This window comes from Shewanella sp. M16 (genome assembly GCF_018224605.1).
Classification (GTDB): Bacteria; Pseudomonadota; Gammaproteobacteria; order Enterobacterales; family Shewanellaceae; genus Shewanella; species Shewanella oncorhynchi.
This window is the reverse complement of the sequence record NZ_JAGTUL010000045.1, coordinates 13,901-29,367: the sequence shown is the minus strand read 5'-3', so window position 1 is coordinate 29,367 and position 15,467 is coordinate 13,901. Positions and strand designations below refer to the sequence as shown.

At 44.4% G+C, this 15,467-nt stretch carries 14 protein-coding genes; 5 read left to right on the top strand and 9 right to left on the bottom strand.

Going from position 1 to position 15,467, the window contains the following annotated elements; genetic code table 11:
• Positions 1-351 precede the first annotated feature (351 nt).
• Positions 352-3,189, top strand: a complete 2,838-nt coding sequence (locus KFE26_RS20620; RefSeq protein ID WP_212601582.1) for a TonB-dependent siderophore receptor — start codon at positions 352-354, stop codon at positions 3,187-3,189.
• Positions 3,190-3,300: 111 nt separating this feature from the next.
• On the opposite strand, the gene KFE26_RS20615 is transcribed toward KFE26_RS20620, so the two are convergent.
• Positions 3,301-4,095, bottom strand: a complete 795-nt coding sequence (locus KFE26_RS20615) for a TIGR00266 family protein (RefSeq protein ID WP_113940919.1) — start codon at positions 4,093-4,095, stop codon at positions 3,301-3,303.
• A 256-nt stretch (positions 4,096-4,351) separates the two neighbouring features.
• Positions 4,352-5,266 (bottom strand): LysR family transcriptional regulator, encoded by a 915-nt coding sequence (locus KFE26_RS20610; protein ID WP_028759592.1) that lies wholly within the window; start codon positions 5,264-5,266, stop codon positions 4,352-4,354.
• Positions 5,267-5,473: 207 nt separating this feature from the next.
• Here KFE26_RS20610 and KFE26_RS20605 point away from each other — a divergent pair, with 207 nt between their 5' ends.
• Together KFE26_RS20605 and hppD are read left to right on the top strand one after the other, a co-directional pair.
• Positions 5,474-6,634 carry a homogentisate 1,2-dioxygenase gene (locus tag KFE26_RS20605; protein ID WP_212601581.1) on the top strand — a complete coding sequence of 387 codons (1,161 nt, stop codon included), beginning with the start codon at positions 5,474-5,476 and terminating at the stop codon, positions 6,632-6,634.
• A gap of 97 nt (positions 6,635-6,731) precedes the next feature.
• Positions 6,732-7,772: a 4-hydroxyphenylpyruvate dioxygenase gene (gene hppD, locus KFE26_RS20600; RefSeq protein WP_028759590.1), complete on the top strand. Its 1,041-nt coding sequence runs from the start codon at positions 6,732-6,734 to the stop codon at positions 7,770-7,772.
• A gap of 124 nt (positions 7,773-7,896) precedes the next feature.
• Here hppD and KFE26_RS20595 read toward each other — a convergent pair whose 3' ends face one another.
• The 6 genes from KFE26_RS20595 to KFE26_RS20570 all read right to left on the bottom strand — a co-directional run bounded on the left by KFE26_RS20595 (position 7,897) and on the right by KFE26_RS20570 (position 12,463).
• Complete coding sequence (locus tag KFE26_RS20595) at positions 7,897-8,451, bottom strand: sugar O-acetyltransferase (RefSeq protein WP_173244211.1); 555 nt, start codon at positions 8,449-8,451, stop codon at positions 7,897-7,899.
• A gap of 169 nt (positions 8,452-8,620) precedes the next feature.
• The gene (locus KFE26_RS20590; protein WP_198573679.1) at positions 8,621-9,106 is read right to left on the bottom strand and encodes an Atu1372/SO_1960 family protein; all 486 of its coding nucleotides are present in this window, start codon (positions 9,104-9,106) and stop codon (positions 8,621-8,623) included.
• Positions 9,103-10,092 (bottom strand): glycine betaine ABC transporter substrate-binding protein, encoded by a 990-nt coding sequence (locus KFE26_RS20585; RefSeq protein WP_249195858.1) that lies wholly within the window; start codon positions 10,090-10,092, stop codon positions 9,103-9,105. The genes KFE26_RS20590 and KFE26_RS20585 overlap by 4 nt, the downstream gene beginning before the upstream one ends.
• A complete protein-coding gene (locus KFE26_RS20580; RefSeq protein WP_028759587.1) occupies positions 10,079-10,555 on the bottom strand; it encodes a VOC family protein in 477 nt (158 codons plus the stop codon). The genes KFE26_RS20585 and KFE26_RS20580 overlap by 14 nt, the downstream gene beginning before the upstream one ends.
• Positions 10,556-10,709: 154 nt before the next feature.
• Positions 10,710-11,876: a major royal jelly family protein gene (locus tag KFE26_RS20575; protein WP_249195856.1), complete on the bottom strand. Its 1,167-nt coding sequence runs from the start codon at positions 11,874-11,876 to the stop codon at positions 10,710-10,712.
• A gap of 11 nt (positions 11,877-11,887) precedes the next feature.
• Positions 11,888-12,463 carry a YbhB/YbcL family Raf kinase inhibitor-like protein gene (locus KFE26_RS20570; protein ID WP_105252179.1) on the bottom strand — a complete coding sequence of 192 codons (576 nt, stop codon included), beginning with the start codon at positions 12,461-12,463 and terminating at the stop codon, positions 11,888-11,890.
• Between the two features lie 255 nt (positions 12,464-12,718).
• Here KFE26_RS20570 and KFE26_RS20565 point away from each other — a divergent pair, with 255 nt between their 5' ends.
• Both KFE26_RS20565 and KFE26_RS20560 read left to right on the top strand, forming a co-directional pair.
• Positions 12,719-13,207 carry a hypothetical protein gene (locus KFE26_RS20565; protein ID WP_212601580.1) on the top strand — a complete coding sequence of 163 codons (489 nt, stop codon included), beginning with the start codon at positions 12,719-12,721 and terminating at the stop codon, positions 13,205-13,207.
• Between the two features lie 218 nt (positions 13,208-13,425).
• Positions 13,426-14,049, top strand: coding sequence for a LysE family translocator (locus tag KFE26_RS20560; RefSeq protein WP_212601579.1), 624 nt, complete (start codon positions 13,426-13,428; stop codon positions 14,047-14,049).
• Between the two features lie 74 nt (positions 14,050-14,123).
• Here the strand turns inward: KFE26_RS20560 and KFE26_RS20555 are convergent, their stop codons facing one another.
• Positions 14,124-15,464, bottom strand: a complete 1,341-nt coding sequence (locus KFE26_RS20555; RefSeq protein WP_212601578.1) for a GNAT family N-acetyltransferase — start codon at positions 15,462-15,464, stop codon at positions 14,124-14,126.
• Between the last annotated feature and the right edge of the window lie 3 nt (positions 15,465-15,467).

Sequence of the window (15,467 nt, the reverse complement as noted above, 5' to 3'; positions counted from 1 at the left end):
AAAAAAACCAAATAAGAAACACACAGTTACAATTAATATCTCGCGAAAAAACAAATAAAATCACAAAAAACAATAACCTTTATAATCAACAAATTAAATACCTCCCACCTAAAAACAGTCTATCAAAAAACAATTACATGTTACAAATAATGAATAACCATGTTTAATTAATGTAAAATAATTAACAAAATTGTTCATCTCACCTTAAATGATTGTCACCAAAACCAACCTAAAAACGCCTACTATTTGACAATCTCGCAACTTGGAAATAAATATGTAGTTGGAGTTGTTAAGTGCAGCTTCAATTTACAACCATAAATTTAACCAATAAAAAATATAAAGGAGAAATGTATGAACTCTTTGTCACTAACGGCAAAAGCGGTTCGCTACGGTATATTTGCCGCAGCAAGTCTAACAGCTTCCACTTTTGTTCATGCCCAAACTGAAGAACCAACTGAAACATTTGAACGTATTGAAGTTACAGGCTCAAAAATTAAGCGTATTGGTGAACTCACGCCTACACCTGTGACAGTTATATCAGGTGATGGGTTAATTGACGCAGGTGTCGTTAACGTTGCTGATTTGCTGCATAAGATGCCCAACACACTAGTAGGACTATCACCTGAAACAACCAATAATACTGTATTTGCTAGCGGATTAAATAATACAGACTTAAGAGGACTTGGCTCTGACCGTACACTCGTCCTTGTTAATGGTCGTCGATTTGTTGCAGGAGCACCTGGTTCAGGTTCTGTAGATCTTAACAATATACCAACAGCTATGGTTGAACGAATTGAAATCACAACTGGTGGTGCATCAGCAGTATATGGCTCAGATGCTATCGCGGGTGTTGTGAACATTATTACGAAAAAAAGCTTTGATGGCATTTCGGTTGACGTTTCGACTACACAGCCAACAGAAGATGGTGGTGAAGAAAAATATGCTTCAATAACATTTGGTTCAGAAGTAGGTAAAGCTAATTTTGTTACTAACCTTAGTTGGGCTCGTCAGGGGCAATTATCCTTTATGGATAGAGAGTTCCTACGTGAAGCTCCAATTGTTGTACGTAATCAAAATGCAACAGGTCCAGATGACCCACAGTCTGTTGTATGGGGTTATGGTCAACAAGTATTAGCTTCCTATAGTAAAACAGGGACATTTGTTTCAAATGGTACTCGATATTCATTTGATGAAAATGGCAATGTTAGACCAATGCAATTAGGACAAGCTTTACCTCCGCTGACTTCTGGTCGTGTCGATTATCTCGGCGGAGAAGGTTATAACTTCGCAGAAAACTCTTTCATCAAAACGCCATTAGATCGCATTAACTTTTTCTCAGTAATGAGTTATGACATCAATGAAAACCATAAAATGACAATGGAAGCAAGCTTAAGTAAATCAGATGCTTATGGAGAAAGCTCTCCTGCATTTTTAAACTTCAAGTTACATGAAGATAATGGCTTCCTATCACCAGAAGCAGCTGCTTTAGTTGCGGCAGGTGAGCCAAAGCCAGGAGCAGGAGTTACTCTTGGTTATCTTGCATCAGACTTTGGTAATCGTAAATACAGTCAAGAAAGAACGACAGCTCGTGTTGCTCTGGGGTTCGAAGGCGAGCTTTCTGAAAAATGGGGCTATGATGCCTATGCGACAGTAGGGCATGTTCAAGCCGACACTGAATGGTACGGTGAAATGTTTGAACAACGCTTCTACGATGCCGTTGATACGATCAAAGATGCCAATGGAGATGTCGTCTGCCGTAGTGAAAGCGCGCGCGATAATGGATGCCTTCCACTCAATATATTTGGGCGCGGAATCTACGATAAAAACGCCTATGATTGGGTAAGTACTGACGCAATTCGACGCTCATCTATCACTCAATCAGCTCTCGGAGCATCCGTAAGTGGTGATCTATTTGAATTGCCAGCAGGTTTTGTATCGAGTGCATTCTCTCTCGAGTATAGAAAAGAGCAGGCAGACACTTTACCAGATCCAGCTATGCGAGAGGGCTTACTGTTCAACAACCAATCTCAGCCACTTAAAGGTGAGTTTGATGTAACGGAAGCTTCTGCAGAATTGTCAATTCCATTACTAAGTGACATTACATTAGTACAAGATTTAACACTGGAAACAGCTTTCCGTTATATGGATTACTCGACATCTGGTTCTGATACTGCTTGGAAAGTAGGCTTAAACTGGGCTGTCTTCGACGATTTGAGAGTTAGATTAAACCGTTCGAAATCTGTTAGAGCTCCCAATATAGGTGACTTGTATAGCCCACCAGGACAAACATTCAGATCTATAAAGGATTATTGCGCTTCTAGCTACCGCAACCAAATAAATCCTGAATATCTAGACAATGTCTTGGCAAACTGTGCGGCACAAGGCATTCCTACCGATTTCGAACCATCTCAAGAGTGGTATGGTTCGACTCGTCCTGGATTTATAGTAGGGAACGAAGACTTACAAAACGAAGTTGCCGATGACATAACTATCGGTTTTGTCTATACCCCAAGTTATATTGAAAACCTAAGTTTCACTGTTGATTACTGGAAATTTGACATGGAAAATGTCATTAACAGTTTTGATGGCCCAGATGTTGTAAAGTATTGCTACCAATCAAGCACTCTAGACAACCCATTCTGTCCATTGCTTGAACGTGATCCTGATACGCATGAGATCACCAATTACTATGAAAAACCAGTTAACTCTGCGACCAGCATTACTTCTGGTGTAGATATTGAAGCTAACTATAAGTTTGAAAGTAGCTTTGGTGACTGGGGGATCCGCCTCTTCAGTACTTATCTAGAAGAACGTTCATTTAATTCAACAGGTTTTGCTGAAGATGAAATAAAAGAAACAGGTGAACAAGAGCGGCCACGTTGGCGTCATCGTTTTACGACGGATTACACCTACGGAGATTTCTCTGCAGTACTAACTGCGAACTATCGTAGTAATACAGTTTTAAGTAACGATTGGTCACCAAATCAAAACAACTATAATGATATTCCATCATATATTACATTTGATTTAACCAGTCGCTATAACATCACTGATGCATTACAAGTTCGTGCGGGCATACTCAACATGTTTGATGAAACCCCACCTCGTCAACCGAGTGTATATAACCAAGGTGCTTACTATGACATTCTGGGACAACGTATCACTGTAGGCGTTAACTATAAGTTCTAACCAACGTTACTTAAGCTAATTTAAAATCTCCCATTTGAAGTGACATATCATCAATCTCGATATGTCACTTTTTTTACTTTTACATAAAGGCGCCCCATTAAAAATGTTGTGTTAGCGCCCATCGAGCATGCGACCAAGACCTCCGAGTACAGAGCCTTCTCCGCGATCACTGCCTCCCGCAGATGGGGCATGGGCGATAATCCGGTCCGCCATACGTGAGAATGGCAAGCTTTGTAGCCAAACCGTCCCGTGGCCCTTGAGTGTGGCTAAAAACAAACCTTCACCGCCAAAGACCATAGACTTTAATGAGCCTGCACGCTCTATGTCGTAATCAATCCCTGAGGTAAATGCAACAAGACAACCTGTGTCAACTCTTAAGGTTTCACCTTTTAGTTCTTTTTTCACTAAGGTGCCGCCCGCATGGATAAACGCCATACCATCGCCCTGTAGGCTTTGCAGAATAAATCCTTCGCCACCAAAAAATCCCGTACCTAAGCGGCGATTAAATTTCATCGTCACGCGTGTACCTAAAGCCGCAGCCAAAAAACTGTCTTTCTGGCAGATAAGCTCACCACCATGTTCGGCCAAGTCGATCGCTAGGATAGTGCCAGGATAAGGGGCGGCAAAGGCGACTTTACGTTTTTGATTGCCTTGGTTGGTAAAGTGAGTCATAAAAATGCTCTCACCCGTCAATGCCCGTTTACCCGCGCCCACCAACTTGCCAAAAAAGCCTGACTCAGGCTCAGAGCCATCGCCCATTTTGGCCTCAAAGCTAATATCTTGCTCTAGGTAATTCATCGCGCCCGCTTCAGCGACCACAGTTTCGTTAGGATCGAGTTCCACTTCAACCAACTGCATACTGTGGCCGATAATTTCATAATCCACTTCATGACAACGTCTAGACATACTGTTCCCCTTAACTGTCAGTTCCTTGTTACTATCCTTTAGATTGACCCAGATGGACGACTCTTTACCTATCGCGGCTCAATTTCACTCTTCATCTCGACCCTAATCTAGATCTAAGCTCAGTCTGAATTTAGGCCTTATTTTAACTCTCAATCTAAACCTTCATCTGACCTAGGCATTAATCTATGACATAAAATGTCAAAATGCGATTATTTTATGCGGTAACTTGTATCAAAAGATGACAAGCGAAGACTTATCAACCCAAACCCACACCATTAAACTGCTCAGCCTTAGCAAACTCCTCTAATATCAACTCGGTAAAAAGTTGTCCTGCACGGCCTAACGGACGCTCTAAGGTCGAGACGAGCTGTGGAATAAACGTAAAACGACTGCCACCGACGAAGTCGATTTCAACTAATTCGCCCTTAGCCAACTCTTCTTGCACTAAAAAGTCCGGCAACCAGCCAAAACCTAAGCCTTTTAACAAAGCGTTCTTTTTCATGATAAAGCCAGAAAGATAAAACACTTTATCGCCGCCAAATTGCATTTCATCGCGGTAACTTTTATTGGGTGAAGAGTCTTCGATAGTTAATTCCACATGTTGCTGCAGCTCAGACAAACTAATTTCGCGAATAAAAGACAAAGGATGCGAAGCACTGGCCACCAGTACGCTAGTAATTGCAGGCAACGGCTGCGGATGGTAATAGGGGCCAGTGCGATAATCTTTCACTAACATCAAGTCAGCATTATCACGCTCGAATCTGTGTTGTACACCGCCTAAAAACTCCATATTCAGCTGAATTTTAGTGGGGATTTGATGTTCAGCCATACGCTTTAAGGCCGTCATGATAGGCTCCATCGGTAAGGCACCGTCTATCACTAGTTCTAGCTTTGGCTCCCAGCCTTCACTGAAACGACTGGCAAGATGTTCAATGTTTGCAAGGTGTTGCAGTAATCTTTGTCCCTCGGCCAAAATCACTCGGCCCTCTTGCGTCAGCTCAGCACGATATTGCTCACGGCTAAAAAGCGGCACGCCTAGGTGCTCTTCTAACTTTTTAACTTGATAACTCACCGCCGATTGCGCTTTGTGTAATCGCTCCGCCGCCTTGGCAAAACTGCCCTCTTCCACCAGCACTTGCAGCACATTAAAAGCATCAATATCGATGCGCATGGTCACTCCTTAGCTCTAATGAACATGTCACGGAAACACTACGATTCGTAAAGATTAGAATACCATCTAATTTTTAGATTGAGATAACGGATTTATTATTCTTTTTTTTGTTCATTCAAGCAACTAAATTGATAACAAGATCACATAACCATAACGACAAGCGAAGTAGAGCTAATCTCACGCCGCTGTAAAAACCAAGGATCCTCCATGCCATTTTATGTGAAACAAGGCCAGATTCCCCATAAGCGCCATATCGCATTTGAAAAGGAAAACGGCGAGCTTTACCGTGAAGAGTTGTTCTCAACCCATGGTTTTTCCAATATTTATTCCAATAAATATCACCACAACATGCCAACCAAAGCATTAGAAGTGGCGCCCTACAGCCTAGGCCATGGTGCCAATTGGGAAGATTCGCTGGTCCAAAACTATAAACTCGATTCCCGCGACGCCGACCGTGAAGGTAATTTTTTCAGCGCCCGTAACAAGATTTTTTATAACAATGACTTAGCACTGTATACCGCCAAAGTCACCGTCGATACCGACGAGTTTTACCGTAACGCCTATGCCGATGAAGTGGTTTTTGTCCACGAAGGCGAAGGCACACTCTACAGCGAGTACGGCACGATTAAGGTACAAAAGTGGGACTATCTCGTGATCCCACGCGGTACTACTTATCAACTAAAATTCAACGATTACAGTAATGTGCGACTTTTCGTCATCGAGTCATTCTCTATGGTGGAAGTGCCTAAGCATTTCCGTAACGAGTATGGTCAGCTATTAGAATCGGCACCTTACTGCGAGCGCGATTTGCGCGTACCTACACTGCAAGATGCTGTGGTTGAGCGCGGCGCCTTCCCCTTAGTGTGTAAGTTTGGCGATAAATACCAACTCACCACGCTCGAATGGCATCCCTTTGATTTAGTGGGTTGGGATGGCTGCGTTTATCCTTGGGCATTCAACATCACCGAATACGCACCAAAGGTAGGCAAAATCCATCTACCTCCTTCTGATCACTTAGTCTTTATCGCCCATAACTTTGTGATTTGTAACTTCGTACCGCGCCCCTACGATTTCCACCCTAAATCGATTCCGGCGCCTTATTACCACAACAACATAGATAGCGACGAAGTCTTGTATTACGTCGATGGCGACTTTATGAGCCGCACGGGCATTGAAGCGGGTTACATGACCTTACATCAAAAAGGTGTGGCCCACGGACCACAACCGGGCCGCACTGAAGCCTCAATTGGCAAAAAAGAAACCTATGAATATGCAGTGATGGTGGACACGTTCGCCCCACTGAAATTAACCGAACATGTACAAAATTGCATGAGCAAAGACTACAACCGCTCTTGGCTAGAAGACTAGCCCTAAGCCACCAGCGCACCGAAAAGGTTGCGTATCCCAACGTAATTAAAGGGATAAAGAGTGTCGGCGGTTGAACTAAAATAATGAGGAAAACATCATGGCAAGCGAACTAAATCCACTGGGCTTATTAGGTATCGAATTCACTGAATTCGCCAGCCCTGATACTGATTTTATGCACAAAGTCTTTATCGACTTTGGTTTTTCACTGCTGAAAAAAGCCAAGAACAAAGACATCCTGTACTACAAACAGAATGACATTAATTTTCTGCTCAACACTGAGCGCGAAGGTTTCTCTGCTAAGTTTGCTAAATCCCACGGCCCAGCCATTTGTTCTATGGGCTGGCGGGTAGAAGATGCTGGCTTTGCCTATCGCGTTGCCGTTGAACGTGGTGCAAAACCCGCCGATGATGCCAATAAAGATCTGCCTTATCCTGCGATTTACGGCATTGGCGACAGCTTAATTTATTTCATCGACACCTTCGGCGCAGATAACAATATCTATGCCGCTGATTTTGAAGATTTAGACGAGCAAATTATCACCCAAGAGAAAGGCTTTATCGAGGTCGATCACTTAACCAACAACGTCTACAAAGGCACAATGGAACATTGGGCTAACTTCTATAAAAACATTTTTGGTTTTACTGAAGTGCGCTACTTTGACATCAGCGGCGTACAAACCGCGCTAGTGTCCTACGCCCTGCGTTCGCCCGATGGCAGCTTCTGTATCCCGATTAACGAAGGTAAAGGCAGCGATAAAAACCAAATTGATGAATATCTGAAGGAATACAATGGCCCAGGTGTGCAACATTTAGCCTTTAGAAGCCGCGATATCGTAAAATCTCTGGATGCGATGGAAGGCAGCTCAATCCAATGCTTAGACATTATCCCTGAATACTACGACACTATTTTCGATAAGTTACCGCAGGTTACAGAGAATCGTGAGCGCATTAAACATCACCAAATTCTGGTGGATGGTGATGATACAGGCTATTTATTGCAGATATTTACTAAAAACCTGTTTGGACCGATTTTCATCGAAATCATCCAACGTAAGAATAACTTAGGTTTTGGTGAAGGCAACTTTACGGCCCTGTTTGAATCAATTGAACGGGACCAAATGCGCCGCGGCGTACTGTAAGTATTCATCCTGCTAATAAAAAACGGTACGCACTGCGTACCGTTTTTGTTTCTACGACGATCTAAATCGTCATTTAAATCAGCATCAGCATTGACGCCAATCACTCGGCATCGACCTTCCTGCATTATTCCACATTGATGGGTTTGATAACCTTACAAGGGTTACCTGCCGCCACACAGTTCGCGGGAATGCTCTTATTCACGACACTACCAGCACCAATGACACAATTATCACCAATGGTCACACCGGGTAACACAGAGACGTTTCCGCCTAGCCAGACATTATTGCCGATTTGAATTGGCGCGCCGTATTCCGTCGTTTGCCGCGCGATAGGATTAATAGGATGCGTTGCGGTAGAAATCATCACATGGGGACCAAACATCACATTATCACCAATCGAGACTGAGCAAACATCTAATATGGTTAGATTATGATTGGCGTAAAATTGTTTGCCAATATGGATGTTATAGCCGTAATCGCAAAAGAAATTAGGCTCAATATGGGCGCAGTGTTGAATATCAAGCAGGCCACGAAGATGCTCCATTCGGGCATCAAGCAAAGTCGGTTCGGCCAGATTAAACTGATGACAAATGGATTTCGCCCGCATCCGCTCAGCCAATAACTCATCATCCCAAGCCTTATAGGGCTGGCCCGCCAACATTTTTTGTTTCTCAGTCATCGTATTGTCAACATTCAGTCCATGATGACCTAACCCTAACAATCGATTGATGAAAGTTCAAGAACTGCCTCATATGCTCTTGAATGAACTACCCGTCTTGCTGACAGAACATTTAGCTAACAGCCAATGTGAGTCACATTCAAGCATTCAATCTCAATCGAGACAAAGGTCATTGCCTTTGTTCGTCATCACAATAGAGTTCTGCAAATAAATACACTAGACACAAACTGTTCAGCGGCATGACAGGATTTGTCCAAATCATCCGGCTGTGACGCCCTGCTTCACCGAAGATTTCAAGCAATAAATCCGAAGCCCCATCGAGTGCTTTAGGATGTTCAAAGCAAGATTGATGCACATTTAGCACCCCTTCCAAGCGGTAAATTTGTTTTATCCGCGAAAGCTCACCGCAAGCCTGTTTCAATTGGGCAATGGCATTTAGGGTAGCAAGACGACAGGCAGCGTAGCCTTCGCTCACAGTATGATCGGCGCCCAATTGTCCTTGATACTGAAGCTCGCCCTCTAAATAGGGAAACTGACCCGAGGTCATTAACTGACTGCCAACAATTGAATAGGGTTCATAATTTCCAAGAGCCGCAGCAACCTCAGGTAGTTCAAGCCCAGCGGCCACTAGCCGCGATTCAGGAGTGATCATCATAATGTCACCCCCTGAGATGAGACATTCGCAGGATTAAGCAGCGGGGCTAGCCAGGTCGTCAAATGCTGAGAATTGACTGTCAGCCAGTTCGCAGCGGCCTCATCTTCCGTCATTCCTTGTCGATTAACCGCATAATCGAGTTCTGCAACCATTTGATTCGATAATACTATGTTATCAAGTACCTGAATTTGTGCGGGCGAGAAATTAACCGCTAACTCGCGTTCACGGGCGAGCAATACCGCTTTATCTTTTCCCCCGAGTAAACCTTTGGGGTCCTGAAGATCGCGAATACCGTATTGATGGTGTAAAAATTGTGGATGCCACAAAGGAACGATCACCCAATCGTTTACCGCTACGGCAGACTTAAAAGCGGCGACACAGTCGGCTTGAGTGCCTGTTCTAAATTGATAACCTGCCGCCGTTAATCCATATTGCGTCATGATATTTTTAGAAAATCGCGTGATCCCCGCCCCCTCACCAATCCCTTGAATGATGGGCCGCATACGTTGCTGCACGTCAGGTTTGAGTAAATCCTCAATGCTCGACACTTGCTCAGCAGGCACATAATCGGGTACGCCCCAGAGCGCATAGGGCTCATAATGTAGCCCGAGTTGCCGCGTAGCAACTCGCTCTTCGACACCTTGTCGATAAATCCCATGGCTATGGGGCAGCCATGCTGAACACAGCATATCCACTTTGCCTTCACCTAGCTGCTCAAAATTAGCCTCGTGCAATGCATAGCTTCGTTGCACCTCTTTGCCCATAATCCCTATCACATGGGCCACCACAGCGGCGGTGACTCGATGAAAACTTAAGTCCGTCACTCCCATGCGAATCATCGGCTTACCCTGTGAGCTCTCCATATTTGTACTCTTATTCAATGAATTCATACCTATCGCACCTCGAGGAAATAATGCCAATGATGCCAAACTGCCCAATCCCAGCGTTTGCAATAATTGCCGCCTGCGGTGATTAATCTCCGCCATGTTCAGGCTCCTTGGTGTCTAAAATAGTGAGCCTATCCATCACAATTCCAACGATGGCGTTGTCCTTAGCATAGGGAAATATCATCTCTACTTTGATGCCATTCGGATCTTCAAGAAACAACTGATGCTCACCAATCTCAGGCACAATTCGTTCCTGAAAAATCATCCTCTGCTGGCATAAATGCTGCTGCATCTGGTGTAAATCCGTACCACGAAACGACAAATGATCAACACGTCCCGAGCCATAAATATTTCTGCTTTCCCCTAAGTAGGCATCTAACGCCTGATCGCCCGCTTCCACCAAATGCAAAATGGGCTTATTTGAGGCATAAAGCCAATGTCCAGGAAAACCAAACTGTGGCCGCCAACCTAATTTCAATCCAAGGATGACTTGATAAAACAACAGCGTTTCAACCAGTTTGGGCGTTCTGATGGTAAAGTGATCCAATCCGATTATGTTCATATTGTCATCCTCTGGATGTCGTGACTCAGTGGCTCGGTATAACCAAGTGCGAATCCAAACCGTTTTAATCCGCAAAAATCGTGTGAATAAATTCAGTTAAGATAAGCACTTGGCGTAAGGTTATAAAATTAATTGATGAGATTAATTGTTCGAATTAATTACCACGAACGCCCGCAGCCAACGGCTTAAAACGGAAAATATAATAAGGTGGACTGTTTTCAGCTTTGCCATTGTTTAATGGCGCCGATAACGGTAATTGCGCAGCCCCAGAGTACAAATAACCTTGCTTGCCATAACTCACACCGTCGGGCCAAACCATACGTTCATCATGGACATAAGTGCGATACTGGCGAGAATCAGCAGGGATCACACCAATGGCCCGCTCTCCCACTTCCGTTAGATACAAATTATTCGCTTCATCAATACTTAAGCCACCGTTGTCGGGCTTATCGGCATAAGCCTCCACTTTGGCAGAGAGTGCCGCAGGCGTTAACGAAGGATTGAGGAGATCTGTCATCCGCACACGGTAAACTTTGTCTTTATTCATCGGGGCAAAGTAGAGCCATGTTTGGGTTTTATCTAAAGCAATGCCATCGGCACCCACATAGACTTCAATCTGCTTTCTACCTTTTGAGTCCTTATCGATAATCAGTGGCCGCTGTAAGTCTGGCATCACACTGTTATCACCCTGTAATAGGCGCCGACTTTTCCCTGTATTTAAGTCCACAACCACCAGCGCAGCCTTTTCACCAATGGGACCCGTGCCAATCCCCTCATCGGCAATCACAATCGCTTGATGTCGAGATGAGATAACAAAGTCATTATGTTGTGACTCAGGAAGAGAGACTGGCGCGGGCAAATGAATAATGCGATCTAATTGGTTTTTCTTGGTATCCCACGCCACTAATTTAGGCTCAATACGTGGCGCCTGCTGGCCAGAGTCTAATAGCCAAACTCTGTCTTGATCGTCGGTTCGCAGCCCCAACACCCAATTAAGGCAAGTGTCAGGTTCTTTCACTTTGCCCTGCGGATCATGGCATTGCTGCCAATCCGAATTAGGAAATGGCTTAGTACTACCATTCGCTAAAAGCTCTGCCACCTTAATGTTAGGTTGATAGAAAGGGTGATAACTGAAAATCAATCGTTCATCTGATGTGAAAGTAATACCGCCCACAGCCCCATCAAGTTCGGCAAAGACTTCCATTTTTGCCAGCGGCTCACTCTGTGTCGCCCATGAGTGAGAACACAACAAACTGGTTGCCAATAGAGTAAAAGCCTTTGATAACATTGGGTATGTAATGCGCGTAGATAATATGGTCATCTTCATTCCTCCTAACGTGGGCCAGCTAAAAGCGTTAAACTTGCTTCGCCTAATCTATGCTGCCAAAGATAGAATCCCACCAAAGCGGGTGTTGATCCCTTGTCTATCGGCAACTGCGCCACATCCAAAGCATGCACTGTCCATACATAACTGTGTTCACGTCCCTCTGGTGGACAAGGTCCAAAGAATCCAGGTTTACCTAAATCGGTATTAGCTTCAATGGCACCACTGGGTAGCGCTCCGCCATTCACACCACCTGCGAGAGTCGACACCTGTGCCGGAATGTCATACACAACACGGTGCCAAAAACCACTGCCAGTAGGCGCATCTTTGTCATATAAAGTGACAGCAAAGCTCTTGGTACCGGCAGGTACATTTTGCCAAGTTAAACGCGGCGCAATATTTTCGCCCGAACAACCAAATTGATTCCAATAATACTCAGGAGGGAACCTTGAATTATCAGCTAAATTACTTTCGAGACTAAACGCAGAGGCACTGTCGTCAGCCATAACGTAATTAATACTGGCGGCCAAAGCGACAGTCACCAAGAGAGTCTTTTTAAAAGAGGAGAAATAAGGCGATTTCATAATATGCTGAACCCATTTTTGAACTGTCCTAGAACAGTCATTAACCATTGATTTGAGAATGTGGGTTAGCATATCAATCAAATTATGATTGATAAGGCGCATTTGGTTGATATGAGTTTCAAAAAATATTGGATAATCTCAACATGCTTCTCAGTTATTTTTAGGTTATGGTACTTTCAGCAAAAATAATGCAAAAAAGTAACAACCAAACGACTAAGATATGTTCTTAACACAATAATATAACGAGGATTCGCTATGATTAAAGCGGCTTATCAACCTTGGTTTCCCGTGAACAGAAACCTAAAGCCACACCCGAACCTGAGTTGCAGATTAGACCATTTATCTTTAACCATACTGTGGCAGGAACTTGATAACAATGCATTCACGATGGAATTATATTTCCCAACGATATCTGGAATACAAGTAATTGATGAGTCAAGTTATCAAACCTTCTTAGATAACATAAGTGATAACTTTAGTGATATTCAACATGATGATAAAAGCAATACGCCATTCCCTATTGATTCAGATTTAAATATCACGAATCAATCCAATGTCGATTATTTTTCTTTACCTTGGCCAATATGGAAGTCGGTAAAAAATGCACGCCGTCCTTATTATGGTGAATTAGGCGAACATATTTACCAAGACCTATACAGTTATTATATGGTGGGCGCCGATAGTGTCTACTTGATCGATACTGATGTAGAACCTACAGTCAATGTCTTATCTTGTAAACTATGAGGTTAATCGCTGTTAACCGAACAACTGCAGAATTAATCACAATGGGTTAGTGAGCATATTGTTAATAATAACTACAGTATGCTTTTTGCGTGAAATATCGCCAGCCAACACAACCGATTACATTTAAAGAGAGCAAGTTCAAAATAAGCAGATTGGCTAAATCCACCGTTTTCATTACACTATCGCCCTTCTCATCTTCACCCAAGAATGCCCAAACCATGCCTGATTTTGCCTTACTCGCTGTGTTTATCCCGACTTTTTTCTTTGTTTCTATCACGCCGGGCATGTGCATGACACTCGCCATGACACTGGGTATGAGCATAGGTGTGCGCCGCACCCTGTGGATGATGCTGGGTGAACTGGTAGGCGTGGCGTTGGTGGCGACAGCCGCCGTGATGGGCGTTGCCAGTATCATGCTCAACTATCCCGAAGTCTTTCAAATTTTTAAATGGATCGGCGGGATTTATTTAGGCTTTATCGGCGTACAGATGTGGCGCGCGCGCGGCAAGATGGCCATATTAAGTGATGACGACACTAACCCCAGAGCCAGCAATTTTACCTTGATCTCTCAAGGCTTTATTACCGCCATTGCCAATCCTAAAGGTTGGGCATTTATGGTGTCGCTATTGCCCCCTTTTATCAATGCCGAGCGCGACGTCGCGCCGCAGCTCCTAGCCTTACTGAGCATTATCATGGTGACCGAATTTACCTCTATGCTCGCCTACGCCAGTGGTGGCAAAAGCCTGCGCATCTTCTTGAGCCGTGGTGATAATATTCGCTGGTTAAACCGCATTGCGGGCAGCCTAATGATAGGCGTAGGAGTTTGGTTAGCCATGAGCTAACGGTTTGAACTAACCGCTTAAATGTAACCCGTTCTACCTAAAATGAGCCCAATAAAGTCCTGTTAACGCGGTCTTTATGAAGGCGCTTTTTTGTAGGGCAACACATCCTGCATCTGCGCCATATATTGCTGCATTTGCAGTGTTTCTTGCTCAACAAAGTCGGCAATCGCCGCCTTAAATCCCAAATGGGCGATGTTATGGTAGGAATACATTGCTACGGGTTCAAAGCCTCGCAGCACCTTATGTTCCCCCTGCGCGCCCGCATCAAACACTTGAAACTCATGTTCAATACAATATTGAATACCTTGGTAATAACAGGCCTCAAAATGTAAACCGTCGAGCTCAACCGTCGTCCCCCAATAACGACCATATAAGCATTTCTGCCCTCGGGTATTCTCACCTTTTAAATACAAGGCGCCAGCGACCATCTCGCCCTTTGCATCTTCGACCACCAAGAGTAGGACTTGCGCAGCGAGTTGCGCCCCCAACTGCTGAAAAAAGGTTGGCGTTAAATAGCCGCGATGACCGGAGCGTTTAAGGTAAGTTAATTGATAACATTGGATAAACGTTTGCCATTGCGAAGCGGTAATCTGCTCCCCTTCGACAAACTGAAACTTAAGATTAAAAGGCTGTAACTGCGCCCGCTCCTTCAAGATATTTTTACGCTTACGGGAACTAAAGCCCGCCAGAAAATCATTAAAATCCCGATAACCGCGATTATGCCAATGGAACTGAGTGCCTAAGCGTTTTAACAGCGAATTTGGCAAACTTTCAAATAACGGCGTTTGTGTTGGGGTAACAAACAGGCTGTGCCATGAGGTAATCGGGGTATTGCCCTGCTCTGGCCCATTAAGAATAGCTTCCTCAAGTACGAGATTATCCTGCGCTGATATTAGTCGGCGATTCAATGTCAGCAGCAGTAATGCCGCCACGCGCAGTTGCTCGGCGCGCTCCAATGCGGGATGAATGCCCATCCGTTGACCTTGCACAGGGGTAAAAGGGATCGCATTCACCCATTTGGGATAGTAATCGAGCCCATGGCGCTCATAGGCTTCGGCCCACGCCCAATCGAACACATACTCACCGTAGGAGTGGGATTTTTGGTACAAAGGCATGACGGCAATAAGTGGGAACTGATTGAAGTGCTTAGCCGTTTGCACACTGATAAACCCTCCTTCAGCCAAAGGCGACAAGCTTTTATCCTTACTGTCGACATCATTTAATGTGTCACCCGCATCGAACACGCATAAATGTCGAGGCGTCCAACCGGTTGCAGTGCAAGCGGAGCGGCTTTGCTCGAGTGCCAACAGAAACTCATGGCGGCAAAAGGGATTCGCCTCACCCATGGCGGCATTCCACGCACTGGCCGAAATATCCGACATTGAGCTCGAAAAAGCCAAAATAAGCTGTCTCATTGG